General features: G+C 63.8%; 23 protein-coding genes and 1 riboswitch. Of the genes, 13 read left to right on the top strand and 10 right to left on the bottom strand.

The genetic code is table 11. The features are described from left to right. The first annotated feature begins 76 nt into the window (after nt 1–76). Nucleotides 77–2,401, top strand: coding sequence for a DUF1217 domain-containing protein (locus BSY16_RS10570; protein WP_069059618.1), 2,325 nt, complete (start codon nt 77–79; stop codon nt 2,399–2,401). A gap of 4 nt (nt 2,402–2,405) precedes the next feature. Here BSY16_RS10570 and BSY16_RS10565 read toward each other — a convergent pair whose 3' ends face one another. Continuing rightward, nucleotides 2,406–3,836 (bottom strand): FAD-binding oxidoreductase, encoded by a 1,431-nt coding sequence (locus BSY16_RS10565; protein WP_069059617.1) that lies wholly within the window; start codon nt 3,834–3,836, stop codon nt 2,406–2,408. A gap of 13 nt (nt 3,837–3,849) precedes the next feature. Then, nucleotides 3,850–4,824, bottom strand: coding sequence for an L-threonylcarbamoyladenylate synthase (locus BSY16_RS10560; RefSeq protein WP_069059616.1), 975 nt, complete (start codon nt 4,822–4,824; stop codon nt 3,850–3,852). A 161-nt stretch (nt 4,825–4,985) separates the two neighbouring features. Here BSY16_RS10560 and BSY16_RS10555 point away from each other — a divergent pair, with 161 nt between their 5' ends. Then, a complete protein-coding gene (locus BSY16_RS10555; protein ID WP_069059615.1) occupies nt 4,986–6,044 on the top strand; it encodes a diguanylate cyclase domain-containing protein in 1,059 nt (352 codons plus the stop codon). Between the two features lie 46 nt (nt 6,045–6,090). Here BSY16_RS10555 and BSY16_RS10550 read toward each other — a convergent pair whose 3' ends face one another. Beyond that, nucleotides 6,091–6,696, bottom strand: coding sequence for a DUF6656 family protein (locus BSY16_RS10550; RefSeq protein WP_286157120.1), 606 nt, complete (start codon nt 6,694–6,696; stop codon nt 6,091–6,093). Nucleotides 6,697–6,995: 299 nt separating this feature from the next. After that, nucleotides 6,996–7,244: riboswitch (cobalamin riboswitch) on the top strand. Between the two features lie 162 nt (nt 7,245–7,406). Between BSY16_RS10550 and BSY16_RS10545 the strand changes: the two genes are divergently transcribed. Next, entirely contained in the window at nt 7,407–8,651 is a 1,245-nt protein-coding gene (locus BSY16_RS10545; RefSeq protein ID WP_069059613.1) for an aromatic ring-hydroxylating oxygenase subunit alpha, read from the top strand. A 1-nt stretch (nt 8,652) separates the two neighbouring features. Next, the gene (locus tag BSY16_RS10540; protein WP_069059612.1) at nt 8,653–9,756 is read left to right on the top strand and encodes an FAD-binding oxidoreductase; all 1,104 of its coding nucleotides are present in this window, start codon (nt 8,653–8,655) and stop codon (nt 9,754–9,756) included. Between the two features lie 15 nt (nt 9,757–9,771). Here the strand turns inward: BSY16_RS10540 and BSY16_RS10535 are convergent, their stop codons facing one another. Beyond that, nucleotides 9,772–10,425: a metallophosphoesterase family protein gene (locus BSY16_RS10535; RefSeq protein WP_069059611.1), complete on the bottom strand. Its 654-nt coding sequence runs from the start codon at nt 10,423–10,425 to the stop codon at nt 9,772–9,774. A gap of 32 nt (nt 10,426–10,457) precedes the next feature. Next, nucleotides 10,458–11,549: a glycoside hydrolase family 25 protein gene (locus BSY16_RS10530; RefSeq protein ID WP_069059610.1), complete on the bottom strand. Its 1,092-nt coding sequence runs from the start codon at nt 11,547–11,549 to the stop codon at nt 10,458–10,460. Between the two features lie 205 nt (nt 11,550–11,754). On the opposite strand from BSY16_RS10530, the gene BSY16_RS10525 reads away from it, so the two are divergent. The 4 genes from BSY16_RS10525 to mcpU all read left to right on the top strand — a co-directional run bounded on the left by BSY16_RS10525 (nt 11,755) and on the right by mcpU (nt 17,327). Then, the gene (locus BSY16_RS10525; RefSeq protein WP_502696006.1) at nt 11,755–12,309 is read left to right on the top strand and encodes a BA14K family protein; all 555 of its coding nucleotides are present in this window, start codon (nt 11,755–11,757) and stop codon (nt 12,307–12,309) included. Nucleotides 12,310–12,495: 186 nt separating this feature from the next. Next, nucleotides 12,496–14,268 (top strand): acyl-CoA dehydrogenase family protein, encoded by a 1,773-nt coding sequence (locus BSY16_RS10520; RefSeq protein WP_069059608.1) that lies wholly within the window; start codon nt 12,496–12,498, stop codon nt 14,266–14,268. A 10-nt stretch (nt 14,269–14,278) separates the two neighbouring features. Beyond that, nucleotides 14,279–15,034: a crotonase/enoyl-CoA hydratase family protein gene (locus BSY16_RS10515; RefSeq protein ID WP_069059607.1), complete on the top strand. Its 756-nt coding sequence runs from the start codon at nt 14,279–14,281 to the stop codon at nt 15,032–15,034. Nucleotides 15,035–15,233: 199 nt separating this feature from the next. Further along, nucleotides 15,234–17,327, top strand: coding sequence for a methyl-accepting chemotaxis protein McpU (gene mcpU / locus BSY16_RS10510; RefSeq protein ID WP_069059606.1), 2,094 nt, complete (start codon nt 15,234–15,236; stop codon nt 17,325–17,327). A gap of 64 nt (nt 17,328–17,391) precedes the next feature. On the opposite strand, the gene BSY16_RS10505 is transcribed toward mcpU, so the two are convergent. Further along, nucleotides 17,392–17,874, bottom strand: coding sequence for a RidA family protein (locus BSY16_RS10505; protein ID WP_069059605.1), 483 nt, complete (start codon nt 17,872–17,874; stop codon nt 17,392–17,394). Between the two features lie 189 nt (nt 17,875–18,063). Here BSY16_RS10505 and BSY16_RS10500 point away from each other — a divergent pair, with 189 nt between their 5' ends. Next, on the top strand, nt 18,064–18,762 hold the full coding sequence (locus BSY16_RS10500; protein WP_069059604.1) for a TetR/AcrR family transcriptional regulator: 699 nt from the start codon (nt 18,064–18,066) through the stop codon (nt 18,760–18,762). 61 nt (nt 18,763–18,823) lie between these two features. On the opposite strand, the gene BSY16_RS10495 is transcribed toward BSY16_RS10500, so the two are convergent. Both BSY16_RS10495 and BSY16_RS10490 read right to left on the bottom strand, forming a co-directional pair. Beyond that, nucleotides 18,824–20,074: a class I SAM-dependent RNA methyltransferase gene (locus BSY16_RS10495; protein ID WP_069059603.1), complete on the bottom strand. Its 1,251-nt coding sequence runs from the start codon at nt 20,072–20,074 to the stop codon at nt 18,824–18,826. Further along, nucleotides 20,071–20,823, bottom strand: a complete 753-nt coding sequence (locus BSY16_RS10490) for a TlyA family RNA methyltransferase (RefSeq protein WP_069059602.1) — start codon at nt 20,821–20,823, stop codon at nt 20,071–20,073. Before BSY16_RS10490 ends, BSY16_RS10495 begins: the two co-directional genes overlap by 4 nt. Before the next feature lie 246 nt (nt 20,824–21,069). On the opposite strand from BSY16_RS10490, the gene BSY16_RS10485 reads away from it, so the two are divergent. Beyond that, complete coding sequence (locus BSY16_RS10485) at nt 21,070–23,259, top strand: methyl-accepting chemotaxis protein (protein ID WP_069059601.1); 2,190 nt, start codon at nt 21,070–21,072, stop codon at nt 23,257–23,259. Between the two features lie 60 nt (nt 23,260–23,319). Here the strand turns inward: BSY16_RS10485 and BSY16_RS10480 are convergent, their stop codons facing one another. Beyond that, a complete protein-coding gene (locus BSY16_RS10480; RefSeq protein WP_069059600.1) occupies nt 23,320–23,637 on the bottom strand; it encodes a hypothetical protein in 318 nt (105 codons plus the stop codon). A gap of 219 nt (nt 23,638–23,856) precedes the next feature. Then, the gene (locus BSY16_RS10475) at nt 23,857–24,315 is read right to left on the bottom strand and encodes a hypothetical protein (RefSeq protein WP_069059599.1); all 459 of its coding nucleotides are present in this window, start codon (nt 24,313–24,315) and stop codon (nt 23,857–23,859) included. A gap of 295 nt (nt 24,316–24,610) precedes the next feature. Between BSY16_RS10475 and BSY16_RS10470 the strand changes: the two genes are divergently transcribed. From BSY16_RS10470 to BSY16_RS10460, 3 genes are all read left to right on the top strand, one after another. Next, nucleotides 24,611–25,621, top strand: a complete 1,011-nt coding sequence (locus BSY16_RS10470) for a DUF4424 domain-containing protein (protein WP_069059598.1) — start codon at nt 24,611–24,613, stop codon at nt 25,619–25,621. Between the two features lie 75 nt (nt 25,622–25,696). Next, nucleotides 25,697–25,918: a hypothetical protein gene (locus BSY16_RS10465; protein ID WP_069059597.1), complete on the top strand. Its 222-nt coding sequence runs from the start codon at nt 25,697–25,699 to the stop codon at nt 25,916–25,918. An 11-nt stretch (nt 25,919–25,929) separates the two neighbouring features. After that, on the top strand, nt 25,930–26,442 hold the full coding sequence (locus BSY16_RS10460; RefSeq protein WP_069059596.1) for a Clp protease N-terminal domain-containing protein: 513 nt from the start codon (nt 25,930–25,932) through the stop codon (nt 26,440–26,442). The last annotated feature ends 11 nt before the right edge of the window (nt 26,443–26,453 follow it).

The following is a 26,453-nucleotide window of genomic DNA, read 5'->3' as shown; positions in this document are numbered from 1 at the left end:
CGAAAGGCCGGGACAAGCCTCGCGCGCGAAAATAGCCTTCGATTGGCCTGCCGTTGCCACGAAGGAAGAGTTGCCGATGCTGTCCACCTATACGAGCTACAACCTCATCGCGCGCGATATGTTGACGTCGCTGGACCGCACGGCGAGCGAGACGACGACGGCGCGCGAGGCGGCGTATTACAAGGAGAACATCGGCAAGGTGTCGACCGTCGATGAGTTCCTCGACGACTACCGGCTCTATTCCTACGCCATGAAAGCCCACGGCCTGGAAGAGATGACCTACGCCAAGGCCTTCATGCGCAAGGTGCTGGATAGCGATATCTCGGACGCCAACAGCTTCGTGAACATGCTGACCGATACGCGCTACCGCGACTTTGCCACCGCCTTCAGCTTCACCGGCGCCACCGCCGTGGCGCAGACCGAGGTGCAGCTCGATGAGATCATCGGCCTCTATTCCGCGACTGCCGCCAATGCGGGAGACGTGATCAAGGAAGAAACCCGCTACTACAACATCGTCATCGATACGGTGACGAGCGTCGACAAACTGCTCAACAACGAACGCCTGCGCAACTACGTGTTCACCTCCTTCGGCATCGACCCGGCGAACTATTCGCGCGCGGCGATCAAGGGCGTTCTGTCCAGCGATCGCAACGATCCGGCGAGCTATTTCAATACGGAATTCGAGGCCAAGGCGACGGCGGCTGCCGCGGCGCGACAGGCGGCGAGTGACGAACTGGCAGGGCTGGAATCGACCCCCGCCAACCAGCCGCGCATCACCCAGCTCAAGGCGGAGATCAACCGCCAGATCGCCATCATCAGCAATGTCGACAAATACCGTGCGCTGGCGGATGCGTTCAACTTCAACACGGACGGCACGGCGACGGCCGGCACCGTGCAGGACGCCGACCAGAAGAAGGGCACGAACGAACTCTACACGCTCTCCAATCCGCGCGTGACGACGGCGGCTGCGCTGATGAACAAGGAGTATTTCGAAAGCCAGATCGGCAGCATCACGACGGCAAACGAACTCATCGCCGATCCGCGCATAGTCGCCTACCTCAAGGTCGCCTTCGATCTCGACAAGGTGTCCGTCGGCAGCCTGACGCTGCGCAACATCATCACCAGCGACGCTGACCCGAACAATGCGACGAGCTACATCAACATGTTCGGCGGTGCCGACAAGGAAAAGTACGTTGCGCTGCGCGCCGCCTTCAATTTCCAGGAAGACGGAACGCTGGCGGCCGGCGACACGCCGCAGACCGCCGCCCAGACCGCGACGACCGCGCGCGGCTACATGGTTCGTTACAACGACAAGGACGACGAGGCGGACGAAACCGCCATCAAGCGTTTCAAAGGCCAGATCGGCGCTGTGAAGTCCGTGAAGGACTTTATCGGCGAGGCGACGGTCTACGACTTCGCGTTGAAAGCCTTCGGCATCGATCCGACGAAGGTCTCGGCGCTGACGATCAAGAATGTGCTGAAGAGCGACCTCAACGATCCGAAAAGCTATGTGTACCAGCTCGACGACGAGCGTTACGTGGAGCTCGCCAAGGCGTTCAATTTCGGGTCGGACGGTAATATCACCCAGCCGAAACTGGCGCAGTCCGAATCCGAAATCCTCGTCATGTCTCGCGGCTATGTGGTGGAGAAATCCCGTTTCGGAACGGAGGATGACCGCAAGCTGGCCGAGGAAGAGGCCAAATATTACTCCGTCCAGATGCAGAAGATCGATTCCGTCAAGGAATTCCTGTCCGATCCGCGCCTCGTCGCTTTCGTTCTGGAAGCCAACAATATCGATCCAGCCAGCGTCGATGCCGAGTTCATGGCGAAGATTTTCACTTCAGATCTCGACGATCCGAAGAGCTTCGTGAACCAGCAGGCCGACCGCTCCTATCGCAAGATCGTCGCCTCGTTCAACTTCAACGCCGAAGGGCTTGTCGAGCGGCCGGACGATGCGCAGATCCAGTCGCGCCGCGGCATTTACGAGACGCTCGACAGTTATGTGCGCCAGATGCTGGAGGAGGAGGCCGGCAACGACAATGCCGGCGTGCGCCTCGCGCTTTATTTCGAGCGCAAGGCAGATACGATCTCGAGCGCCTACGATCTTCTTGCCGACGATGCGCTCTTCGAGGTCTTCAAGGTGCTCTATCAGCTGCCCGACGAAATCGGCAGCGCGGATATCGACGCCCAGGCCGACATGATCAACCGTTATCTCGAGCTGGAGGACCTGCAGGATCCGGAGAAGGTCTCCAAGATGATCGTGAAGTTCTCCGTGCTCTACGACTTGGACAATCAGAGCACGACCGATCCCGCCCTTTCGGTGCTGACCGGCTCCGGCAATGCTGGCATCAGCGCCGACCTGATGATGTCGCTGGCGCAGCTGCGCACCGGCGGCAGCTGATCCCTCAGGCGTTGACGACCTTGCCGGGGTTCATGATGCCGGCAGGGTCGAAGGATCGCTTCACCCTTCGCATCAGGTCCATCTCGATCGGTGCGCGGACCTCCGCCAGCTCGTCGCGCTTCAACTGGCCGATGCCATGCTCGGCGGAAATCGAGCCGTTGTAGTTCAGCACGATGCCGTGCACGAGGTGGTTGATCTCGCGCCAGCGGTCAAGGAAGGCCTGTTTGTCAGCGCCGACGGGCTGCGAGATGTTGTAGTGGATATTGCCGTCGCCCATGTGGCCGAACGAGCAGATGCGCGCTCCCGGAATGGCCGCCATCACCGCAGCGTCCGCCTCCGCCATGAACGCCGGAATAGCCGAGACCGGCACGGAGACGTCGTGCTTGATCGAGCCGCCCTCCGGCTTCTGTGCCGGCGACATGCTTTCGCGCATGTGCCAGAGCGCCCGGCGCTGCTCTTCGCTGGAGGCGACCACCGCATTTTCGACAAGCCCCGCCTCGATGCCTTCGGACAGCAGCGCCTCCATCATGCGCGTCGCCGCCTCTGCGTCGTCGGAGGTGGAGATGTCGATGAGGACATACCAGTCATGCCGGGTGGCGAGCGGATCGCGCACGCCCGGAATATGGCGTGTGGTGAAATCGACACCGAGGCGCGGCATCAGTTCGAAGCCGGTGAGGGCAGGGCCGCAACGGCTTGAGGCGCGCTCGAAGAGGGTGAGGGCATCCGCTACCGATTTCAAACCGGCAAAGGCGACCTCGTGACCAAGGGGCCGCGGGAAAAGCTTGAGCACCGCCCCGGTAATGATGCCGAGCGTGCCTTCCGCGCCGATGAAGAGATCGCGCAGGTCGTAGCCCGTATTGTCCTTCTTGAGGCGGCGCAGGCCGTTCCAAACCTCGCCGGTCGGTAGCACGACTTCGAGGCCGAGGCACAGCTGGCGCATATTGCCATAGGCGAGCACGGCAGTGCCCCCGGCATTGGTGGAAAGGTTGCCGCCGATCTGGCACGAGCCTTCCGAGCCGAGCGACAGCGGAAACAGCCGGTCGACTGCTTCCGCCGCCTTCTGGATGTCTGCCAGCACCGCGCCGCCATCCGCAACGATGACATTGCCGACCGGATCGACATCGCGGATGCGGTTGAGGCGGGATAGCGACAGCACGACATCTGCTGCGCCCTCGCGTGGTGCGGCTCCGCCGACATGGCCGGTGTTACCGCCCTGCGGCACGATGGCCGTGCGGGTTTCGGTGGCGAGCGCCAGGATGGCCGAGACCTCTTCAACGGAACCGGGCCGCAGCACCAGCGGCGCCGTACCATGATAGAGCCCGCGGCTCTCGATGAGATAGGGGGCGATGTCCCGGTCTTCGGTGAGCGCATAGGTCTCGCCGGTAATGGCGGCGAAACGGGCGATCAGGTCGGGAGAAAGCGTTGCCTGGGCCATCACGTCTTCCTTTTTAGCCGCGCGGGGCGGCCGCGCGCTGCAAACGGTCGTTGATCGCCTCGCCGAGGCCATCCGAAGGGATCGGCGAAAATGCAATCGAGCCTGCGCCCGTGGCATCCGCCTGTTTCATATAGCCGAATAGATTGGCGGCGGCTTCCGCGAGATCACCGCTGGGGCTCAAGTCCAGCACGAGCGCCGCATCGGCCTCGCCGGGAAGCGCCCTGCCGCCGAAGCGGATCAGCACTTCGCCCGGCCGCACGTCACGGGCATCGAGCCGCACAGGCGCGTCGGGCGCATAATGCGAGGCGAGCATGCCTGGCGCCTCGATCGTGGCGCCCGCCGTGTCGTTGCGCAGCACCGGGCGGCCGGTGACGCGTTCAACCTCGGCCGCATCCAGCCCGCCGGGCCTGAGCAGCCGGATCGTCTCGCCCTCGACCTTGAGGATGGTGGATTCAAGCCCAACCACGGCCGGCCCGGCATCGAGCACCAGCTCCAGCCGCGCGCCAAAATCCTCGGCGACATGCCGGGCGGTCGTCGGGCTGATACGGCCGGAGGTGTTGGCGCTGGGGGCCGCCAGCGGCCGGCCGAAGGCGGCAAGCAGCCGGCTGGAAAAACCCGTCGGCACGCGGATGCCGACCGTATCGAGCCCCGCGCGCGCCAGCGGGTGGATGGCGCTCTCCGGCCGGATCGGCAGAATGAGGGTCAGCGGGCCGGGCCAGAAGGCCTCTGCAATCTGGCGCGACAGCGGATCAAAGAAGGCATGTTGCTCTGCCATGGCAAGATCGGCCATGTGGCAGATCAGCGGATTGAAGCGCGGTCGCCCCTTCATCTCATAGATGCGGGTGATCGCCAGCGGATTGGTGGCGTCGGCGGCAAGGCCGTAGACCGTTTCCGTAGGGATCGCGACCGGCACGCCGCGGCTCAGCACCTCCGAGGCTCGCGCCAGCGCCACCTCCGGTTCCGTCCGCGTATCCACGATGTAAGCCATGTCGCCCTTCCGTCGTTTCCGGCCTCCTTTACAGGGCTTTGGCGGCAAATGCCAAGGGCACAGGCGGATTGCTTAAAATTCGAATGATCGGGTTAGAGGGGTCGAAAGAGCGGCCTGCTATGGGTGAGGTGAACACTCCCGCACGCAGGTCCCCGCACCAGATGACTCACAAGAAATCCTCGACGACCGACATCGCCCTGCGCGTCGCAACGGCCATGAAGCAGATGGGCATCGATGGCCTGCCGCGTAATTATGAACTGGTCTACGAGGCCTATGCCGGCGCCAATCCGGATCTGGTGCGCGATTTCGTGGCGCTCGGCAAGTACAAGACCCAGGCCATGCTCGATGAACTCGGCCGGAAGTACCTGCCCCACCAGCATGAGGCCGGCGTGCTGCAACGCTCCGCCGGTGCGATCAGCGGCGAGATGAGCAATTTCATGGACCTGCTCAGCCAGGAGCGGACGTCGCTTTCCGACTATGGCCGGCTGATCGGCGAGGCCTCGCAGGTCATTCAAAAAGCGGGCGGGGTGGATATGCTCGGCGGCTCGCTCGAGGCCCTGCAACGCGCGACCGAACAGCGCGTCAGCCACACGGCGGAAATGGCCGCAAAGGTCGCCGCGCAATCGGCCGTCATGGAAGGCATCCAGAAGGAGATGGCGGATTTCGAGGCGATGAAATTCATCGATCCGCCGACGAAACTCGGCAACCGCCGCGCCTTCAACAAGGCGCTCGCCCGGGTCTATGCCAATCCGGACCTGCCGATGCTTTGTGGCGTCGTCGTCGCCGAGGTCGATGCCGATCGCCGTTTCTCGCCGGCCCAGATCGAGGCCCTTTCGGACCATCTCGTCACCTTCTACGGCGGTCTCATCCGCCAGGTATTTCCGGCCAACGATCTCGCCGTGCGCTTCGACGGCCTGCGCTTCGGCTTCCTGTTCCAGACGTCGGACGAGGGCGAGGTGACACGGCTTGTCGATCTGTTGCGCGCAGCGTTCCAGACGGTTGCGCTCCGCGACCCCCGCACCGGCCGCAATCTCGGCCATCTGACCTTGTCAGCCGGTGTGTGCATGTCGGACCGCGCCGACAGCGCGCTCGACCTCGCATCGGCCTGCGACCGGGCGCTTCTGGAGGCGAAGGGCGCCGGGGGTGATCTCGTCGTCGTCTACGGTCGCGGCGACGAAGTGCCGGTCGGCAAGGAATGGATGCTGTACCGGGCGTCCTAGAGCAATTCCAGCGAGGGTGCGCCGCGGTTCTATCCCCGGAAATGCTCTAAAGCGCGCGGATGATCTTGCGGAGCGCCTCGTTGCGGGCACCGAGCATCAGCACGTTCTTCATGGCAAGTTTCGGGTCGTCGGTGCGGAAGATCACGCCGTTGCCGCGCACCTTGCGGTCGATGGTGAGGCGGCCTTCCTCTTCCGTCGGGGTGATCGCGATGGCGAAATACATGCGGCCCGGCTTCTTCGAAATGCCGGCGAAGAACTGTTCCCCGTCGCCGATCTCGGCACGGAAATTGGTCATGTAGAAGGCCCATTGCACGTTCGGGAATTCCGCAAAGCGGGAATTGGCCACCGTGATGTGGCAGTAGCCGAGATGCGGCGTCTCGGCCAGCGTGCGGTGGAAGATCAGCTTGGGAAACTGGATCGTCTCATGAAAGCCGTTGATACGGTCATGGGTGACGCTGCCCGCCCGCTCCAGCTTGCGGCCGGTGCGCTCGGCCACTTCCTGATAGGAGAGGTAACGCTTCTCGCTTGGGCTCCAGCTGACGTCGCGGTCGATACGGCCGGTCCGGAGAAATTGCGTGTGTACGGCTGCTTTCGGCGGGTTCGCACGCTTGTAGGCAACGGCGTCGTAATATCGAAATTTCGTCTGCTGCACGTGGCGGCACTCCATCCTCGCGCCCTGATCGCAGACGAGTTTAGGAAAACGTCGTTAAGCAATCCTTGCTGTCGCACTCCCAATTCCTGTCCCGGCAACATCGTGGTCGCAATATGACAAGCGTGTGATGCTTGGCCACAGCATCGCCATTGTCGAGGCAATGCGCCGAAAAATTAGGCATATCGCTTTGGTATGACTGGAGAAAGTTACCCCGCCACGCCCTGGCTCTTCTGGAAACAGCTGTCGTCAAATCAGGAGGCCATGTCGTTTTCCGACATGTTGCGCGACGATTCTTGCGTTTAGATAGGAACACTCAAGGTGCCATTCCTCAGGGAGGGTGGAGAATTGGGAAGCCGGTTGAATTCCGGCGCTGCCCCCGCAACGGTGTTGGAGCAAGGTGCAGCAGAAGCCACTGGACGGGAGGTCTGGGAAGGCGCTGCACTGGTTCGGAAGGCATGACCCCGAAAGGTTTTCGACTTTTTGGACGCGGTCATGGCCCGACAAGAACACTCCTCAGCCCGGAAACCAGCCTGGAGAAACGATCGTGACTGGCTGCGGCGGGCGGCCGGGAAGCGTGCACTCCGTGCGGCTTGCCGCGTGGATGCCGTCTCCTTCTGTGCGCCTCATCCGAAAGCAGTTCCAGGAAAAGTGTGAAGCGGTTTTCCGTTCGGAATTGCGTGGCAATAATTTGGATATTCTGAGGATCCGGCATGGACATTCGCAGCGACGTGCTCCGCAAGCTCAAGAACCGGCGCGACGGCTACAGCCTCGAGCAGGCCTTCTACATCGACCAAGACCACTACAAGCTCGATCTGGAGACGATCTGGTATCGCGACTGGCTGTTCATCGGCCATGACTGCGAGATCCCCAAGGCCGGCAACTATTTCACCGTGCAGGTCGGCGATTATCCCGTCGTCATCACCCGCGACCGCTCGGGCACGGTGCGCGCGCTACACAATTCCTGCCGCCACCGCGGCTCGCGCGTCTGCACCCAGAACAAGGGTTCGTCGGCCAAACTCGTCTGTCCCTACCACCAGTGGACCTACGAACTCGACGGCTCGCTGCTCTTCGCCCGTCACATGGCGGAGGATTTCGACAGGACGCAGCATAGCCTGAAGCGCATGCATTGCGAGACCGTCGGCGGCTACATCTTCATCTGCCTTGCCGATGAGGCTCCGGATTTTGCGCCGTTCCGCGCCATGGTCGAGCCCTATCTCGCCCGTCACCGCCTCGGGGAGACCAAGGTCGCCTTCGAAAGCACGATCATCGAAAAGGGCAACTGGAAGCTCGTCTGGGAAAACAACCGCGAGTGCTACCACTGTGCCGCCAACCATCCGGAACTCTGCCGCACCTATCCGGAAGCGCCGAGCGCCACCGGCGTGCAGGGCGCCAAGGATGATCCGGTCATCGCCGAGCATTGGGCGAAGTGCGAGACCGCCGGCCTGCCGAGCGAATTCCGCATGTCGCCGACCGGCCAGTTCCGCGCCGCCCGCATGCCGCTGATCCAGGATGCGGAGAGCTATACCATGTCGGGCGCGCGCGCCGTTGCACGCCCGCTGTCGAGCGACGTGCTGGAAAGCCATATCGGCACGCTGCTGCTCTTCCACTACCCGACGACGTGGAACCACGTGCTGGCCGACCACGCCATCACCTTCCGCGTGCTGCCGCTAGGGCCCGAACTGACGCAGGTCACGACGAAGTGGCTGGTCAACAAGGATGCCGTGGAAGGCGTCGATTACCGTCTCGACGAACTCACCCATGTCTGGACCGAGACCAACGACCAGGACCGCCGGATCGTCGAGGAAAATGCCTTCGGCATCCGCTCGCCGGCCTACCAGCCCGGACCTTATTCGCCGGAAGATGAAGGTGGCGTCATGCAGTTCGTCGAATGGTACGCCAATTTCATGATCGAACGGCTCGACGGCGCCAAGCAACCGCTGTCGCGGGTGGCGTGAGATGACGATCGCCAGCCATTTCCGCCATTTCGACGAACTCAATCCCTGGCACGATCGCCACAACCTTCTCGAATGCGTTGCCGCGACCGTCGAGACGACGGATGTGATGACCTTCACCTTCCGTTCGGATCGCGACAACTGGTTCCGGTATCTGCCGGGCCAGTTCGTCACTCTGGAGCTGCCCGTCTCCGAAGACGAGCCGGTGATGCGCACCTACACGCTGTCCTCGACGCCCTCGCGGCCTTTCTCCGTCGCCGTGACGGTGAAGGCGCAGAAGAGCTCGATCGGCACGCGGTGGATGTTCGATCATCTGAAGCCGGGCATGAAGCTGAAGGCCTTCGGACCGCTCGGCGACTTTTCCTTCGTGCGCTATCCCGCTGAAAAATACCTCTTCATCTCGGCCGGCTCCGGCGTCACGCCAATGATGTCGATGACCCGCTGGATGTCGGATTGCGCACCGCAGTCGGACGTCGCCTTCGTCACCTGCGCGCGCAGGCCGGACGACCTGCTGTTCAAGGCCGAACTCGAATGTCTGGCGGCCCACATGCCGAACCTGGCACTCGGTTTCGTCGTCGAGGGCCACAATCCGCGCGATGGCTGGCATGGCCTGCGCGGCCGCATCGACGCGGCGCGTCTGTCGCTGCTCGCCCCGGATTTCCGCGACCGCACCGTCTTCTGCTGCGGCCCGGAACCGTTCATGCGCGGCGTCAGGGATATGCTGAAGGTCTGCGGCTTCAACATGGAGCGCTACCACGAGGAGAGCTTCCAGCCGGCAGCAGCACCGGCACCGGAGGAGATCGCCATCCGTGCCGGCGCCGGCGAGATCGAGGTCGATGCCAATGCGGTGGCCACCATCTCCTTCACCATGGCCGGCAAGGAAGGCAAATGCCCGCCCGGCCAGACGATCCTGCAGACGGCGCGCGCCGCCGGCGTGCGCATCGGTGCGGCCTGCGAGGGCGGCCTGTGCGGCACCTGCCGTGTCCTGAAGATTTCCGGCGACGTGGACATGCGCCACAATGGCGGCATTCTCGACGACGAGATCGAGGAGGGCTACATCCTCGCCTGCTGCTCGCGGCCGATCGGCGACGTGTCGATCGAGGCGTGACGGACGGTACTCGACCTATCCATCGTCGGTGGCCGCGACTTCGATGAAGTCGATCGGTGCACCGGCGATGTCGTCGTCGAAAACCGCACAGACGAGCTTGCCGCCGAACACGCAGGCGCCATCGACATTCGTGCGATTGCCAACGGTCTGGGGGTTGTATTTCGATGGCGTGTGGCCGTGGACCAGGTGCCTGCCCCAATAGTCTTCTGGCTCATCGGATCGAAACCGTAGCCACAGCAGGTCGCGCCTGCTTTGCCGATCCAGCGGGAAGGCGGGGGATACGCCGGCATGGACGAACAGCCTGCGCGCGTCGATATGCATGAGCGGCAGCTTTGCCGCCCAGTCGAGACAGCCGGCCGGCACCTTGCCGCCGAACGACATTTCGGTTTCAAGGCCGCCATTGTCGAGCCACCAGTCGCGGTCGCTGCGCCCGTCATAGGCCCCGCACATCATGTCCTCATGGTTGCCCATCAGGCATATCCACCGGAAATTGGCGGAGGGGCCGGCCATCAGCCGGTCGAGCACCGCGCGGCTGTCCGGCCCGCGATCGATGTAGTCACCGAGAAAGACCACCGTGCCCGACGCGGCATAGCCGTCGATCCGGGCGAGCAGCCTGTTCAGCGGATCGATACAGCCGTGAATGTCGCCAACGGCGAACGTATAGCTCATTCGGACGCTCTTGCGGGGCTGCGGGCTGGCCCTCAGAAATCCTGGTAGTTCATCGGTGTAACCTCGACCACGCGAGGCCCGAGCAGGGTGGTCGTGGTGCCGTTCGCCATAATGCCGGCGCGAACCTCTGCGCTGACCGTCACCGGAAATGGTGTCTTGCCGCCGGCGAGCGTGACGATGCCGGCCGTCTGGGCGGCCGTGCCGACAGAGGCGGTCGCTTCGGCCGTGGCGTTGAGTGCGCCGCCCGTCGGGATGGACGCGGTGAGCATCTCATCCAGCGGCTCGAAGGGCTTTTCCGGCAGCAGGGCGCCGAACGTCCAGGCCTTTTGCAGCTCTGCCCTGGTCATCGGCGCGACGTTGACGTCGATGTCGTTTTCCGCACCCTTGACGCGATAGGGGCAGCGGCGCTTGGAGCAGTTCGCGGCGGCGGAGAACTGCCAGAGCGCATAATTGTCCCAGTTGCCCATCGGGAATGCGCCCTCGATACCGGGCTTGTAGCGGGCATACCAGAGCGGCAGGCGAGAGAGGATGCGGTATGTGTCGCGGTTGAGCGCGATGTACCGGGCGGTGGAATGGTTGGTATAGAGCACCGGGTAGCGGCCGGTGCGCGTCTTCACATGGCCGGCAAAGATCTGCGCATCCTCGAGCGACATATAGTTTTCCGCATCGATGCCCTCGATGTCGAGCACCATCATCTCGTCGTCCTGCGGCTTGGCATAGTCGAGGAAATGATTTGCCTGATCGATCGGGTTGCCAGGGCGGGCGAGGTGATAGGCGCCCCACAGCAGCCCTTTGGCGCGGGCAAGCAGGCGGCGCGTTTCGTAGAGTTCGCGGCTCACAGCATATTTGCGCCACATGGTCTTGCAGTGCGCCACCGTGTCGCCGCTATGCTCGCCCTTGCAGCTATAGCTCTCCGGCAGGCCGTCGGAGGCTTTCGAGATGAAGCCGGCGATGCGCTTGTCGGACAGCATTTCGGACCAGTCGATCTCGTTCAGCTCGTAGGCGTCGATGACGATGGCGTTTTCCGGCGTCTTCCACGGTTCCACATCCGCTGCCTTGGCGGGAAAAGACAGGGCCGCTAGCGCCATGAGGGCGGCCAGCCCGGAAAGATGCTTGGGGTTCATGGACGCTCCTGTTCGATCCTCACGCCTCCGCAAGCGAGCATGGTGCGACAGACATGGTTAATGGAGCGCTAATGCTGGCGGCGCATTGAATAGGAAGGCCGACAAACACATATGGAACGAAAGGGACTCCAAGGCGTTCCAGGTTCAAATTGCCGTTTGAGCAAGGCTTGAGAGGCATTGATTAGGGAGAAGTGTGATGAAGTTGCTGAGAAAAGTTATCGTCGTGGCGATGTCGGCTTTGTTTGCCGCAACGCCCGTCGTGCCCGCAAACGCGATGCCGGTGGCGAGTTCCGTCAGCCAGCCCATCACGTCCACCGGCGGAAGCGATGTGCAATTGGTGCGTGATCGCGATCACCGTCGCTGGATCAAACGTGGCGATCGCGGATGGCGCGGCGATCGCGGCTGGCGTGGTGACCGCGGATGGCGCGGTGATCGCGGCTGGCGGGAGGGCCGTAGATGGGACCGGAATCGACATGTCGGCTGGCGTGACCGCGGCGATCGTCGTGGTTGGTACGGCGGCCACCGCGGATATCGTTACCAGCGGCGCGGCTACCGCTATCATGATGGCTACTGGTTCCCGCTCGCAGCGTTTGGCGCCGGTGCCATTATCGGTGGCGCGATTGCCAACGACCGCGGTTATGTCGGCGGCGGTTCGCATGTGAACTGGTGCGCCAATCGCTATCGTTCCTACCGCGCATACGACAACACGTTCCAGCCTTACAACGGCCCGCGCCAGCAGTGCATTTCGCCGTATAGCTGATGGGCTTACATAAAGTTGCCGGTGTCCCGGCACAGCAAACAGGTCGACCGGTTCACCAACCGGCCGGCCTTTTTGCATTTCAGGCTTTGGTCTGCATTATTGACGTTTACGTAAAAATCAATAATCTGCCCGCCAGCAAATCGCCGTGCCCGCTCGTTCGGGGAGGGCGCATGGAGGAGGATAGAGATGTACAAGGCGCCGGTCGAGGAGATTGCGTTCACGCTGAAACACGTCGCGGGGCTGACGCCGGCGCTTGACGGGGGCCATCTCGGCGACCTCACCGACGACCTCGTCGATGCCATCCTGTCAGAAGCCGGCCGGTTCGCGACCGAGGAAGTCGCGCCGCTCGCGGCGATCGGTGACACGCAAGGTGCGCGTTTCGTCGACGGCAACGTCTCCATGCCCGATGGCTGGCCGGCGCTCTACAAGGCCTGGGCGGAAGGCGGCTGGAACTCGCTGACGGCCTCGCCGGACTTCGGCGGCCAGGGCCTGCCGCACATGCTGCATGTCGCAGCGCTTGAAATGTGGAACAGCGGCTCGATGGCTTTCGCGATCGGCCCGACGCTGACGATCGGCGCGATCGAGGCGCTGACGGCGCACGGTTCCGACCACCTCAAGAGCACCTATCTGCCCAAAATGGTCTCGGGTGAATGGATGGGTTCGATGAATCTCACCGAACCGCATGCCGGCTCGGATCTCGGCGTCATGAAGACCCGCGCCGAACGCCGCGACGACGGCACCTACCGTCTCTTTGGCCAGAAGATCTTCATCACCTATGGCGAACACGATTTTACCGACAACATCGTGCATCTGGTGCTTGCCCGCCTGCCGGATGCGCCGGCCGGCACGCGCGGCATCTCGCTCTTCCTGGTGCCGAAATTCCTCGTGAACGAAGACGGTTCGCTGGGGCCTCGCAACGATGCGCATTGCCATTCCATCGAACACAAGCTCGGCATCCACGCTTCGCCGACCTGCACCATGATCTACGGCGACGGCCGCTTCGGTGACGAGCCGGGCGCCATCGGCTGGCTGATCGGCGAGGAGAACCGCGGCCTTGCCTGCATGTTCACCATGATGAACAACGCCCGCCTTGCCGTCGGCATGCAGGGCGTGGCGATTGCCGAAGCCGCGACGCAGAAGGCGATCGCCTATGCCAAGGAGCGCACGCAGGGCAAGGCACCCGGCTGGCAGGGGGCCGGCATGAGCCCGATCATCGAGCACCCGGACGTCGCCCGCATGCTGCTGACCATGAAGGTGCTGACCCAGGGTGCGCGGGCCATCACCTATGCCTGCGCCCACGCCGTCGATCTGTCGCATGGCGATGATGCAGAACACTGGACCGACCGCGCCAGCCTGCTCACCCCCATCGCGAAAAGCTTTGCCACTGATGCCGGTGTCGATGTCTCCTCGCTTGGCGTGCAGGTGCATGGCGGCATGGGCTTCATCGAGGAGACGGGTGCCGCTCGCCTCTATCGCGACGCCCGTATCGCGCCGATCTACGAGGGCACGAACGGCATCCAGGCCATCGACCTCGTGACCCGCAAGCTGCCGCTCGCCGAGGGTAGTCACATCCGCGGCTTCATCGCCGAACTGCGCGACATTGCAGCGAGGGCCCGCGCGGCGAACACGCCTGAACTCGGCGACACCGGCGCGCGCCTGGAAGCCAGCATCGCAGACCTCGAAGCCGCCACCGAATGGCTGCTTGCCACGCTCGCCGAGGGCAAGCAGGCCGAAGCGCTGGCCGGCGCCACGCCGTATCAACGGCTCTTCGGTCTGGTGCTGACCGGCGCCTATCTCGCCAAGGGCGCGCTCGCCGATGGCGGCGACGGTCGCAATTCGGAACGCGCAGCCCTCTGCCGCTTTGCCGCGGAAAATGTCATCGGGGAAACGGTCGCGCTCAAGGACCGTGTCATGAGCGGTGCCGCAAGCCTTGCGGCGGCGCGTACGGTTCTGGGCTGAAGGAAAAAGCATGACCGACCATATTCTGATCGAACGCCCGGAAAATGCTCCCGGTGTGCAGGTAATCCGCCTCAACCGCGTGGAAAAGAAGAACGCCATCACACGCGCCATGTACCAGGCGATGACGGACGCGCTGAAGGCGGGTGACGCGGATGAAAGCGTGCGCGCCACCGTCTTCCTCGGCTCGGAAGGCTGCTTTTCCGCCGGCAACGACCTCAACGATTTCATGGCGTTTGCCATGGGCGGCACGATGGGTCGCGAGGTCATAGACTTTCTCCATGCGCTCGCCGCCCATACGAAGCCGCTCGTTTCCGGCGTCGATGGCCTGGCGATCGGTATCGGCACGACGATCCATCTGCATTGCGACCTGACCTATGCCTCGATCCGCACAGAATTCCGCACGCCCTTCGTCGATCTGGCGCTGGTGCCGGAAGCGGCCTCCAGCCTGTTTGCGCCACGCCTGATGGGTCACCAGCGCGCCTTCGCACTGCTTGCTGCGGGTGACGGTTTTTCTGCGACAGCTGCACGGGATGCCGGGCTCATCTACGCCGTCGTCGAGCCGGCCGCGGTGGAGGAGCAGGCGCTGGCGGCCGCAAAGCGCTTGGCCGCCAAGCCCCCGCAGGCGCTCGCCATCGCGCGAAACCTCATCCGTGGCGACCGGGCCGACGTCGCCGCCCGGATCGACGAGGAGGCGGGGCACTTCGCGGCACAGCTGAAAAGCCCGGAAGCCCGCGCCGCCTTCGAGGCCTTCATGGCACGGCGCTGAGGGGGCATCCGGCAAGCCGTTTGCGATTTGTGGTCTGTCAATTTTAACAGGCTCTTAAACACGTTTTCCTATGGTGCGGCCACTCTCCGGCGTCCTGCCGGCGGCCGCATGATGCGTCCGATCCTCGCCCTCCGGCATGCCGTTCAGCATCGCGTTACCGCCCTCTGGCGGAGCGCGCCCCGAAGGAACATCGCGCCCCATGTCCAAGCGCTCCAATCTGATGACGCGCATCCTCGTCGTCGCGTCTCTCGTCGTTATTGCCGCCTTTACCGGCTTCTCCGTCTATATCGATAGCCTGCAACGCAGCGTGCTGACGAATTCCGTCGAGGAAAGCATCGACAGTTCCGGCAAGCAGGCGGCCCAAAGCATTGCCAACTGGCTGAACGCCCGCGTGGCGCTGACCGAAATGGCGGGCAATGCCGCTGGCAAGGCCGCCGATCCCGCCGGCATCGAGGCAGTGCTGCAAAACGACGTGCTGGTCGGCCAGTTCATGACCACCTATGTCGGCGACGAAGCGGGCATCTTCACCCAATGGCCGAAGTCGGAGATGCCGGAGGGCTACGACCCGCGCCAGCGTCCCTGGTATCAGGATGCCGTCAAGGCGAACGGCAGCGTGCTGACGGAGCCCTATATCGACGCCTCCACCAACGACCTGATCATCAGCGCCGCCGTGCCGGTCAAGCGCGATGGCACGCTCGTCGGTGTCGCCGGCAGCGACTTTTCGCTGAAATCCCTCGTCGAGATGGTCAATTCGGTCGATCTCGGCGGCATGGGCTTCGCCTTTCTGGTCAACAAGGACGGTCAGGTTCTCGTCCACCAGGACAAGGCGCTCGTCACCAAGACGCTTGGCGATGCCTTCCCAGAGGCGACGCCCGCCATCGGCGGCGGCATCGCGCACACGACCTATGCCGGCAAGCCGGTGCTGGTCTCCTTCGTGCCGGTCACCGGCCTGCCGTCGGTGGAATGGTATCTCGGTTTCACCATCGACAGCGGCATGGCTTTCGCGGCTATCGACCAGTTCCGCATCGCCGCGACGATCGCCACCGTGCTTGCGGTCATCGTCATGATGGGCTTCCTCGCCACCGTGCTGTCGCGCCTCGTCGTGCGCCCGGTCAAGGAGATGACCCTCGCCATGGACAAGCTCGCTTCGGGTGACGTGCGTACGGAAATCCCCGGCCAGGACCGCACCGACGAGATCGGCCGCATGGCCGCGGCCGTCGCCGTCTTCCGCGACAATGCCATCGAGCGCACCCGCCTCGAAAATGCCGCCGAGGAGGGCCGCGTGCTGTCCGAAAGCGAACGCCGCGAGCGCGAGGCAGCCAAGGCCCGCGAAGCCGCCGAAATCCACCACGCCGTCGAAGCGCTGGCGGACGGCCTGGGTCGGCTGGCGGAGGGCGATCTCGCCCACCGCATCGATGCCCCCTTCGCCGGCCATCTCGATCGCCTGCGCACCGACTTCAACCACTCCGTCACCAAGCTGCACACGGCGATGACGACGGTCGGCCAGAACGCCCGCGCCATCGACGCCGGCGCCATGGAAATCCGCACGGCCGCCGACGACCTCGCCCGCCGCACGGAGCAGCAGGCCGCCTCCGTCGAGGAGACCGCCGCCGCGCTGGAGGAGATCACCACCACCGTGAAGGATTCCACCCGCCGCGCGGAAGAGGTCGGCTCGCTGGTCTCGCGCACCCGCACCGGTGCCGAAAAGTCGGGCGAGGTGGTGCGTCGCGCCGTCTCGGCCATGCAGGGCATCGAAAGGTCCTCGAGCGAGATCACCAACATCATCGGCGTGATCGACGACATCGCCTTCCAGACCAACCTCTTGGCGCTGAATGCCGGCGTGGAAGCGGCACGTGCCGGTGAAGCCGGCAAGGGCTTTGCGGTCGTCGCACAGGAGGTGCGCGAGCTTGCCCAGCGCTCCGCCAATGCGGCGAAGGAGATCAAGGCGCTGATCACCACGTCCAGCGATCAGGTCCGCTCCGGCGTCTCGCTGGTCGATGAGACGGGTGCTGCCCTCGAAGCCATCGTGCGCGAGGTGCAGGAGATCAACGGCCACGTCAACGCCATCGTCACCGCTGCCCGCGAGCAGTCGACGGGTCTCCAGGAAATCAACACCGCCGTCAACACGATGGACCAGGGCACGCAGCAGAACGCCGCCATGGTGGAGGAACAGACCGCCGCGAGCCACGGCCTCGCCGCCGAGGCCGCAGCCCTCAACGCGCTGCTGGCGCAGTTCCGGCTCGGCCAGGGTGGCGCAACCTATGTCGCCAACCCGGTGCGCCGGGCGGCATGATCGGCTGAATCTCAGAAACAAAGGCCCGGGAGCGATCCCGGGCCTTTGTTCATTGCGGAAGGCTTTACTCCAGGACGACGACGGCCTCGACCTCGAAGAGCATGGGGTCGATCGCAAGTTTGGGAACGGGGATCAGTGTCTGTGCTGGCAGCGCCGCACCGAACATCTCCTTGACGTTTCTGGTCAGCACCTCAAGCTTGGACATGTCGTGATCGACGACAAAGACCGTGAGCTTGGCGACCTGATCCGGCTTTGCGCCCAGCGCGTCGAGGGCAGTGCGCAGGTTCGCGTAGGCCTGCTGAACCTGGACGGCAAAGTCCGGCGACAAAGCGCCGGTGCTGTCCTGGCCGCCCTGTCCTGAAATATAGGCGATCCGGGCGTTGCCGGGCACGATCACCGCCGTGCTGTAGCCATTCGGCGTCGGATCGTAGAGGTTTTGCGGATTGACGATGGTCAGCTTGAGATCACTCGCTGTCGCCGTCGTGGAAATGCCCGTGGTCATGATGAGTAGCCCTCCGATAAGCAGCTGCCTGATTGTGCGTGACATGTTTTTTCCTGGCTCCGGGAGCTCCGAGCAATGGTATCTCGTGGCCGGCCGGGTTGATTGAACGCATTTCCAAATTTTCTCGTACGATGTACGATTAAATTGCATCGTACATCGTACGAGTCAATCGCTCGGAATCGACATTCGATTCTTGTCGGCTTAAATCGATGGTCTGATCAGCAGGAAAGTCGGATGACAACCAAACGCAGCGGCGCTCGGGGCAAGGGATTTCAACCGGCAGAGGCGACACCGCAGCCCGCGCAGGAACCGCGCACTGAACCGCCTCTCTCCCTGGACCGGATCGTGGCGACCGCGGTCGACCTGCTGGACGCCGAAGGCATCGAGGGCTTGAAAATGCGCCGCCTGGCCGATCGCCTCGGCGCAGGCGCGATGAGCCTCTATTGGCACGTCGACAACAAGGAGAAGGTTTTCGATCTGGCGCTCGATTCGGTGCTGGATTATCGCGGGCCGGCGCAACTGGCCGACACACAAGACTGGCGCGGCGATGTCGTTCACATGCTGGAAGACTGGCGCGCCAGCATGCTGCGCCATCCCTGGTCGGCATCGCTGCTGCCGCGCCGGGCACTTGGCCCGAACATCCTCGCTCGACTGGAATTGCTGAGCAAAGCCTTGTCCGCGGCCGGTGTCGCGGAGACAGACCTGAACGCCGCGATATGGTCGCTCTGGAACTATGTGATGGGCGCCACCATCACCCGGGCGAGCTTCAACCTTTCGGACGACGACAAGGCCGCCGCGCAGCAGCGCCTGACACGTCTCGGCGAACAGTACCCGACGATCGAACGCTCGCGTCTGCTGTTGGATAACGATTGGGACGGCGCTTTCCGAAAAGGCCTCGACTTCCTGCTCGACGGCCTCGTTCCAAGGCCCTGAGCGGGGAAGGTTTAGCCGCCGCTGGAGCGCGTCGTGCACAATGGAACGGCAGAATGCCTGGTTACTTCTGCAGCACCGCCACGGCCTCGACATGGGCCGACCAGAGGAACTGGTCGATTGGCGTCACGATACGAATGCGGTAGCCGGCGGCCGTCAGGATCGCGAGGTCGCGGGCAAGGCTGACGGGATTGCACGACACGGCGACGATGGTCTTCACGCCGGACCGGGCGAGTTCCTTGCACTGGTCTTCCGCCCCCGCGCGCGGCGGATCGAACACGACGGCGTCGTAGACCTTCAGTTCTGAGGCCATCAGCGGTCGGCGGAAGAGGTCGCGCCTTTCCACCGTCACGGGCTTCAGGCCCTGCGTGTTGCGGGCAGCATGATCCAGCGCCTTCAGCGCCTTCTCCTCGCCTTCCACCGCATGCACCTTGGCCTGCCGGGCGATGCGCAAGGCAAACGTGCCGGAGCCGGCGAACAGGTCGGCAACGCGCTTGGCCTTGCCGAGGGCCGCCAGCACCAGTTCGGACATGGCATCCTCGGCGGGCTTCGTCGCCTGCGTGAAACCGCCAGCGGGCGGCGAGACGCGCACTCCGGCGAAATCGATCTCCGGTTTCTGGGGCTCGATGAGGATTTCACCGTCGCTGGAAACGCGCGCGATGCTGCGCAGCGAGAGCACGCATTCGGTGACGGCGCGGCGCTCCTTGTCTCCCACCTTCTTCACGCCTTCGAAGGCGAGGTCGAGGCCGGGGGCGGTTTCAAGCACGGTCACGCGGAACGGCTCGGCCGAGGTCGCGATGGCGCCGGCGACCCGGCGGATTGCCTCGAGCTGGGAGATGATGCCGTCACTGCTGATCGGACAGTGGTCGATCGAGACGATATGATGGCTGCCGGCCTGGTTGAAGCCGAGCAGCACGCCTTTTTCCGTCTTGCGCGCGGTGAAGACGACGCGGCGGCGTTCGCCCGGGCGGGCAATGACCAGCGGCGCCACTTCCGGTGTCAGGCCCTTCGACTTGAGGGCCTGCACGACGAGGTTACGCTTGAAATCGTGATAGAGCGCATCGCCCGCATGCTGCAAGGTGCAGCCGCCGCAGGTGCCGTTCTTGCCATCAGGGCCGAAATGCACGCAGGGCGGCTCGACCCGGTCGGGCGAGGTGACTGACATGGACATGATGGTGCCGTGGCTCTTCACGCGGGCGACGGCGACCGTCTCGCCGGGCAGGGTGAAGGGCACATAGACCGGACCGTCCGTCGTCTCGGCTATCCCGTCGCCGCCACTGCCGAGACGGGCGATGGTGAGCGTCTCCGTCGTCATGGCTTGCGGCCTCCGAGAAGGAACTCGACATTGCCGTCACCGCCGGTAATGGGCGAGGGGATGAGGCCGAGGCTCTGCCAGCCCATGTCTTCCGTGAGCCAGCGTTCCAGCTCGGCCGCAACCGCCGGCGCGCTGTCCGGATCCTTGAGAAGCCCCGCCTTGCTGATCGCCTCGCGGCCGGCCTCGAACTGCGGCTTGACGAGCAGCACGCAGAAAGCGCCCGGTTCGGCGAAGGTCAGGGCCGGCGGCAGCGCCAGCTTCAGCGAGATGAAGGAGACGTCGGAGACGACCGCGCCGATCGTGCGGTCTTCGAGATGGTCTTCCTCGAGCACGCGGGCGTTCAGGCCTTCGTAATTGGTGATGCGCTCGTCGGCCCGCAGCCGCGGGTGAAGCTGATCATGGCCGACATCGACCGCGATGACATGCGCAGCACCGCGCTCCAGCAGGATATCCGTGAAGCCGCCCGTCGAGGCGCCGATGTCGAGACAGTCGAGGCCTGTGGGATCAAGCCCGAATGCGTCGAGCGCAGCCTTCAGCTTCAGCGCCGCGCGCGAGACATAGGCCTGGGCGGGATCGTCGATCTCGATGACGGCGGAGGCGGGGAAGGTGGAGCTTGGCTTGGTGACGACGCGGCCGTTGACACGCACGGTGCCGCGCGAAATTGCATCGCGCGCCCGCGAACGGCTGGCAACGAGGCCGGCATTCAGCAGGAGCTGGTCGAGGCGGATGGTTTCTACAGGTTGGGACATTGCCTCTCATGACGCCTTGCGTCGCGGGTGGCAAGCCCCGTCCAGCGCATTCCACCCCACATGATTCGTTGAGGGCGAACGGAAACACAAGAAGCGGCAATCCTACATTCACGTTTCCTTAAATTATGACAGTCAGGATTCATTAAGCATATGCTGGCATGAGGCCGGTGCCTGGCCCCATGCGACGGGGACTTTTCGAACATTTTTGTGGATTGGACCCGTGGCGAGCGGGCGCAAGGAGCACGCATGACCCTACGTCTGTCCCACCGGATCGGCCTGATGGCGCCGATTGCCGTCGCGGGCATTCTTCTTATCGTCGGCATCTTTTCCGTCGAGCAGCGCATCGCCGATGACTATCGCACAAGGGTCGAGCGCCATCGCAGCGCCGAGACGGAGCTGCGCGCGCTGGAGATCGAGTTCCTGCAAAACCGCCGGGCCGAAAAGGATTTTCTGCTGCGGCGCGATGAAAAATACGTCGCCGCCCACAAGGAGATTTCTGCCCGCGCGGAAACGACGCTCGCCACGCTGGGTGGTCTTGTCGAGAACCCCGCGACCCGCGCCGACCTCCAGAAGATTTCCGACGGCTACACCACCTATCAGCAAAGCTTTGCAACGCTCGCCGAGGCCAGCATCGCGCTCGGCCTCGATCCGTCCTCGGGTCGCGAAGGCGCCATGCGCGCGGCGGTGCACTCCATCGAGGAACTGCTGAAATCCGTCGATGACAAGGGCCTTCAGGCGAGCATGCTGACAATGCGCCGCCATGAGAAGGATTTTATCATGCGGCGCGATGCGAAATACCTCGCCAAGCATGCGGAAGAGCGCGCGGCCTTTGCCAAGACGCCGGCCGAAAAATTCGGCGGCGCGGCAAACCAGGCGGCGATCCTCAAGGCGCTCGACGACTACGGCAAGGCCTTCGATGACTATGCCGCCATCGCTGGCACGGAAGCCGCCGCCAGCAAGGACGTTTCCGACGCCTTCGCCGCCGTCGAACCGATCTTCGACCAGATGGCATCCGGCATTGCGAGCGACAAGGCGAAGGCCGAGGCGGACAGCGCGGCTGCCCTCGCCAAGACCCGTAGCATCGCGATTGCCGCAATCCTCGCGGCCATCGCCGCCATTGCCGCGACGGTCCTTCTCATCGGCCGCTCGGTCTCCCGGCCGATCGTCGCCACAACGAAGGCGATGACGCTGCTTGCTGGCGGCGACACGGCTTCGGCCATCCCCTATGCCGGCCGCCGCGACGAGATCGGCGAGATGGCCGGCGCGGTGGAAGTCTTCCGCCAGGCCGCCATCGCCAATCGCCGGCTGGAAGCGGAAGCTGCGGAAAACCGCAGCCGGGCCGAAGCGGAGCGGATTCGCTTGCAGGAAGATGCGGAGGCCGCCGCCCAGGCGCGGCTCCAGCAGGCGACATCCGGCCTTGCCGGCGGCCTGCGCCGCCTGGCTGCCGGCGATCTCAGCTTCCAGCTCACCGAATCCTTCGCCCCGGATTTCGAGCAGTTGCGCCACGACCTCAACACGGCGGTCGCCCAGCTTGGCGAGACACTTGGCGCGGTGGCAGCCTCGAGCGGCTCGATCGACAACGGCTCGCGCGAAATCAGCATGAGCGCCGACGACCTTTCCAAGCGCACCGAGCAGCAGGCGGCCTCGCTGGAAGAGACCGCGGCCGCCCTCGACGAGATCACCGCCAACGTCGCCAATTCGGCGAAGCGGGCCGACGAGGCGCGCACCGTTGCCGGCGAAGCCAACCGCAGCGCCCAGAAATCCGGCGAGATCGTCGCCGGTGCCATCGAGGCGATGAAGCGCATCGAGCACTCGTCCGGCCAGATTTCCAACATCATCGGCGTGATCGACGAGATCGCCTTCCAGACCAACCTGCTCGCCCTCAATGCCGGCGTCGAGGCGGCACGGGCTGGCGAGGCGGGCAAGGGCTTTGCCGTGGTGGCGCAGGAGGTGCGGGAGTTGGCGCAGCGTTCGGCCCAGGCCGCTCGCGAGATCAAGGAACTCATCCGCAAGTCCAGCACCGAGGTCGAGGGCGGCGTGCGACTGGTACAGGATACCGGCGCCTCGCTCCAGGCGATCGGCCTGCATGTCGGGACCATCAACCAGCACATGGATGCCATTGCCATTTCCGCCCGCGAGCAGTCGGTCGGCCTCAGCGAGGTGAACACCGCCGTCAACCAGATGGACCAGGTGACGCAGCGCAACGCCGCGATGGTGGAGGAGACGAATGCCGCCAGCGCGTCTCTCGCCAACGAAGCCGTGCGGCTGCGCGAGCAGATTTCCCGTTTCGCGCTGCCCAATGCCGCCAACGACACCGGAGCGCGCGACTTGCGCGCCGTCCATCGCCAGATGGAGACGGCGGCACGGCCCGCCTACCGATCCGCACCGGCGGCTCGCGGAAATACCGCTGTCGCACAGGAATGGACGGAATTCTAACACGATGGAAACCAACAAAACGCCCCGGTGATAAGCGGGGCGTTTTGCTTGGAACAGGGCTCAGAGCCAGATGATGCGGCCCGCGAAACCAGCCAGCGAATCGAGGTCGGCGAGCGCGGAAATGCCCTGCGGCTGCATCTCGGGCCGGGCTTCGCGCACGAACCCCGGATCATCGCCGATATCATGCGTCTTGCGAATATCCGGCAGCTTCTTCTGCAGGATGGCGATCGCCGCCGCCTCGATGGCGGGGTCGTGCGCTGGCCGCTCTTCGGCGGCTGCGATGGAGGCATGGCAAAGCGTGGCGGCAAGAGCCGCAAGCAACGCATATCGCATGATGGAAATCCCTGTCCGGTCGTTCTTGTCGTTGCTGCAACTCATAACAGCCGGAGGTTTCCGGACGCCCAAGGGACGTGGTTACGGGGTGGCAAAACGGCATGGTTGAGAAAGCGTGCACCGTGTGCTGCAGGCTGGACGGCGAACTGCGGTAGCGCGGCCGGGTTCGCCGTGACCGGTTTCTAAGGCTCCATCAAAAACGTTCTTCTGCGAATGCGGCGGGCGTTCAAACCGCGGCACGCGCGCCCGATCAGATGGCGCGGTTTAGTTTGGGCCGTCCTGGATGGTCTCCACCTTCACATCAAAATTCTTGCAGTCATTGTCCGTGCAGATGCCGCTAATCCAGACCTGGCCGTCGCCGAACATGACGCCCTGATAGTTGACGAAGAGATCGCCATACTTCTGGTCGGTGACCGCCTTGGCAATGCGGGGGGTGATGATGCCGCTATAGTGTTTCTCGAACGCGGCTGCGGATTTGACGTTGGTTTCCTTGCCGTTGATCTTGACGCCGATCGGGTAGCTCACCATTGCGGCGACGCCTTTGGCATCCTGTGCTGCGACAGCCTTTTGCAGGGCGATGATGACCGCCTGGTACTTCGTGTGATCTCCCAGCAGTTGATCAATCGACTGATTGACGCTGCTTTCATCGGCAAAGGCGGGAACCATGCCGGCGATGATCAGTGGCGCAGCGAGAAACAGATGACGAATTCGGTTAGCGTTCATAGCCTTGTCCTTTGATGGATTCCGATTTCACGACGCGACAGGGAAGGGCGTTGGAGGTGGGTGACATCAGCATCATAGAGGCCGATGTCTGGAAGGGCGTGGTCTTTCGGGTTCAGTGTTATCAAGCGCTTTAAAGCTGTTGTGCAATCGTAGCGTGTTGAAACACCTTGTCACGCACAAATGTGATTCCCGTCTTTGAAGGCGCGAAACGGGGCTGTGCTGGCATCGCGCCTTCGGCTTGCCGCAGCCAAGGAATTCGGCTCATATCGCCCGCACCAATGCTTCGAGGACGCCCATGAAAAATGCTCTGCGCCTTCTACCGCTTCTCCTTGCCCTCTCGGCCGCGCCGGCCTTTGCCAACGATACGATGGCGGAGCTGAAGACCGGCGGGCTGACCTTCGTGCGCACGCCGGACGTGGAGATGACGAGCGAGGCGCTGTTCATCTCGCCGCAGGAAATCCGCGTCGACTACGTGTTCACCAACACGTCAGGCAAGGAGGTCTCCGGCCTCGTCGCCTTCCCGATGCCCGATATCGGCGGCGATCCCTATGCCAACATCGCGATCGACGATTTCGAGACGGACAACTACCTCGCCTTCACGGCGTCGCAGGATGGCAAGGCGGTCACCACAAATCTCCAGCAGCGCGCCTATGCCTCCGACATCGACGTGACCGAGGACCTGAAGGCGCAAGGTATTTCGCTGCTGCCCTACGCCAAGGCGACGAAGGAAGCGTTGAAGAAACTGCCGGACGACGTGGCAGCGGACTGGATCGCCCGGGGCCTGATCTTCATCGACACCTATGACGACGACGGCACCGGCATGAAGGACTACCGCACGCCGCTCTGGTCGCTGAAATCCGTCTACTGGTGGCGCACGACTTTCCCTTCCGGAAGGGAGGTGAAGGTGCAGCATCGCTACAGGCCGAGCGTCGGCGGCACGGTCGGCATTTCCTTCCTGGAAGAGGGCAAGGCGAAGGGCGAGCGCTATGAGGACTATGTGAAGCGCTACTGCATCGAAGACAGCATCGTGCGCCGCGCCGAACAAGCCGAAAAAGACATGCAGGCCGGTAAACCCTATCTCACCGAGAGCTGGATTTCCTACATCCTGACCACCGGCGCCAACTGGAACGGCCCGATCAAGGACTTTTCGCTGACCATCGACAAGGGGGCTGCGGAAAACCTCGTCAGCTTCTGCGGCGAGGGCGTGAAGAAGACCGGCCCGACGACCTTCGAGATGAAGGCAAAGGATTTCTCGCCGGACAAGGATATCGAAATCCTGCTGCTGAAGCCGAGCGGCGCCCAGTAGGCAGGGCTTCCTTGCAGGGTGGGTATTTCGTCAACCATCATTGACGGACGCCTCATCGTCAACTAAGGTTGACGAATGGTCGATATCAGCAGCCTGCCCGATCCCGAAGACCCGGAGACCGCCTTGGCGGCGGTGATCGCGCTCCGTCGCCTCGCGGACGGACTGGAGCGGCGTACCGTGCGGTCGGCCTTGCGACAGGGCTGGTCCTGGGCGCGGATCGCGCAGGCGCTCGGCGTCACCAAGCAGGCTGCCCATAAACGGCTCTCGGACATCGTCGCGAGTGATGATTCCCCATAGGAGGATAACCCATGTTCAATCGGATCAAGGCTCGCTTTGAAAGCATGAGCACGATCAGGGCCTTGTGCGAGCAGGCGGAACAGCACGCAAGACAAGACCAGCAGCGCGAGCCCGGAGCGGAGCATTTTATGCTCGCGGCACTCGACCTGCCGGATGGGACCGCCCGGCGGGCGTTCGAGGCGGTCGGCGCCGATGCCGCCGGCTTCCGGCCGGCGATCGAGCGTCAGTATGGCGAGGCGCTCCGGCTGGTCGGCCTCGATCCAGCGGTGTCGGTGCATGCGGCGGAGCCCGAGCCGCTGCCCTCCCGGCATGGGGTATTCGATGCGGCGCCATCGGGCCAGGCGGTCATGCAGCGTCTGGCGGAGGGGCGCAAGGAGCACAATCCCCTGCTCGGCGCCCACGTCGTGTCGGTCGTGGCCGGCATGCCGCATGGCGTTGCAGCGCGGACGTTGCGCGTCATGGGCATAGATGCAAAGGCGCTTCAGGACGCGGCGGACCGCATCATCCGAGACGTGCAGGGATAGCCGAACCGGCG

This window comes from Sinorhizobium sp. RAC02 (assembly GCF_001713395.1).
GTDB lineage: Bacteria > Pseudomonadota > Alphaproteobacteria > Rhizobiales > Rhizobiaceae > Shinella.
The sequence above is the reverse complement of the archived record's forward strand: the minus strand, read 5'-3'. Positions and strand labels throughout refer to the sequence as shown.